We start from the raw sequence: 1,751 nt of genomic DNA on the forward strand, positions 1-1,751 counted from the left end.
TGTGCCTGAACAACTGTTCACTAAAAAAAACACTCTGTGCCTCTGTGCCTGAACAACTGTTCACTATAAAAAAACACTTTGTGCCTTAGCAACTGTTCACTCATAAAAAAAATGACGCAAAAGAAAACACAATGGCCATTATGGCTTATAAAACTCTTTACTTACGAATATTGGACATGGTGGGCTTTTTATTTACCACTTATCCCCTATTGGCTTTATCAGGCTTTTCGAACAAAATCCTTGACCTTTTTTACCAATGCCGATCCATGCATTGACTATGGTGGTTTTTTTGGTGAATCCAAAATAGATATTCTAAAGCAAATTCCTGCGCAATATCTTCCTCAAACGGTTTTTATTACGCAAGGTTGTTCTTTTGAATTTGTGTTAGAACAAATCAAAACGCTGGAATACCCGCTTATTTGTAAGCCTAATGTAGGTGAAAGAGGTACAGAAGTAGAGAAAATTACGGATGAAAAAGCGCTCAAAAACTATTTTGATAGCCATCCTATCGACTTTATTATTCAAGAATATATCGACTATGATATTGAACTGGGGGTATTGTATTATCGCCTTCCAAACGAGGAACAGGGTTATGTGAGCTCTGTTGTAAAAAAAGAATTTTTGTCGGTGATTGGGGACGGAACATCAAGTATCGAAACCTTGATGAAGCAAAATACTCGTGCGCGTTTTCAGTTGGAAAATATGAAAAAGCGTTTGGGAATGGATTTTTATAAAATTCCACAGCGTCATGAGCGAATTTTATTAGAACCTATTGGAAACCACTGCAGAGGCACTAAATTCCTGAATGGCAATGAATTAATCAATGAACAATTACATGAAGTTTTTAATAAAATTGCCAAACCTATCGAGGGCTTTCATTACGGCAGATTCGACATGCGTGTGCGCTCGATTCAGGATTTGTACAAAGGGCAATATATTCGAGTAATGGAACTCAACGGCGTAAGTGCCGAGCCTGGGCATATCTACGATCCAGAATATAAACTTTTGAAGGCTTACAAGGATTTGGCCTATCATTGGCGCATTATTGCCGATATTTCTATCCAACAACAAAAATTAGGTATCAAGCCAGTTCCAACCAAAGTTTTGTGGAAAGTCATCAAAGAACATTTTTGGAAGTGATGAGGAGGGAGTTATCTATTGAGTGAATTGAGAATGAGTGATTATTCTTATAATCACTCCCCCAAAATATTGTTTCAGTCTTGGTAAGTTGGTAAGCAAAATAAAATTCAACTTTTAGGCTTTCGACTTTCAGCAATGGGCTTTCGGCTAAAATAGTCTCAACAAATTCAAACGAGCTTTGTGGCTTAACATCTAAAGCTTACAGTGTATTAATACAATTTTATTTTACGTTAATACTTAAAATTAAATCAACAATACATCTGCAACCCAACTACTATATACCCTTGACGATGAAGCCATTCTAATAACAAATACACTGTTTACTGATAACTTCTTTATACCTGAGAGAAGAGTATTTACACAAAATCTACATATTGGTACTCTACTCCATTTTCTTGTCTGACGATTTGCATAATACATTGAGTCATTAGCGTATTATTGCGATTCATGCGCATATCGTTTTGGATATCGCCATTACCTCCATTTTGATGAAAATCTAATAAGACTTCTGCACTTATTCCTGTTGGATACTGATGTAACAATTGCTCAAACCATTGCTCTCTTTCATGGCGAACTTGCGCATTGTATAGCGTTGCCGACGACCAAATATG

The 1,751-nt window shown here is 36.4% G+C and carries 1 protein-coding gene and 1 pseudogene; one reads left to right on the forward strand and one right to left on the reverse strand.

The annotated features are described in order from the left end of the window. The first annotated feature begins 111 nt into the window (after positions 1-111). Positions 112-1,140, forward strand: coding sequence for a hypothetical protein (locus tag ACOVQ4_RS23460; RefSeq protein ID WP_421823015.1), 1,029 nt, complete (start codon positions 112-114; stop codon positions 1,138-1,140). A gap of 356 nt (positions 1,141-1,496) precedes the next feature. Here the strand turns inward: ACOVQ4_RS23460 and ACOVQ4_RS23465 are convergent. Beyond that, positions 1,497-1,751: pseudogene (locus ACOVQ4_RS23465) on the reverse strand (hypothetical protein); the annotation flags it as partial.

The sequence above is a fragment of the Flectobacillus sp. genome, assembly GCF_049240685.1.
Taxonomy (GTDB): Bacteria; Bacteroidota; Bacteroidia; order Cytophagales; family Spirosomataceae; genus Flectobacillus.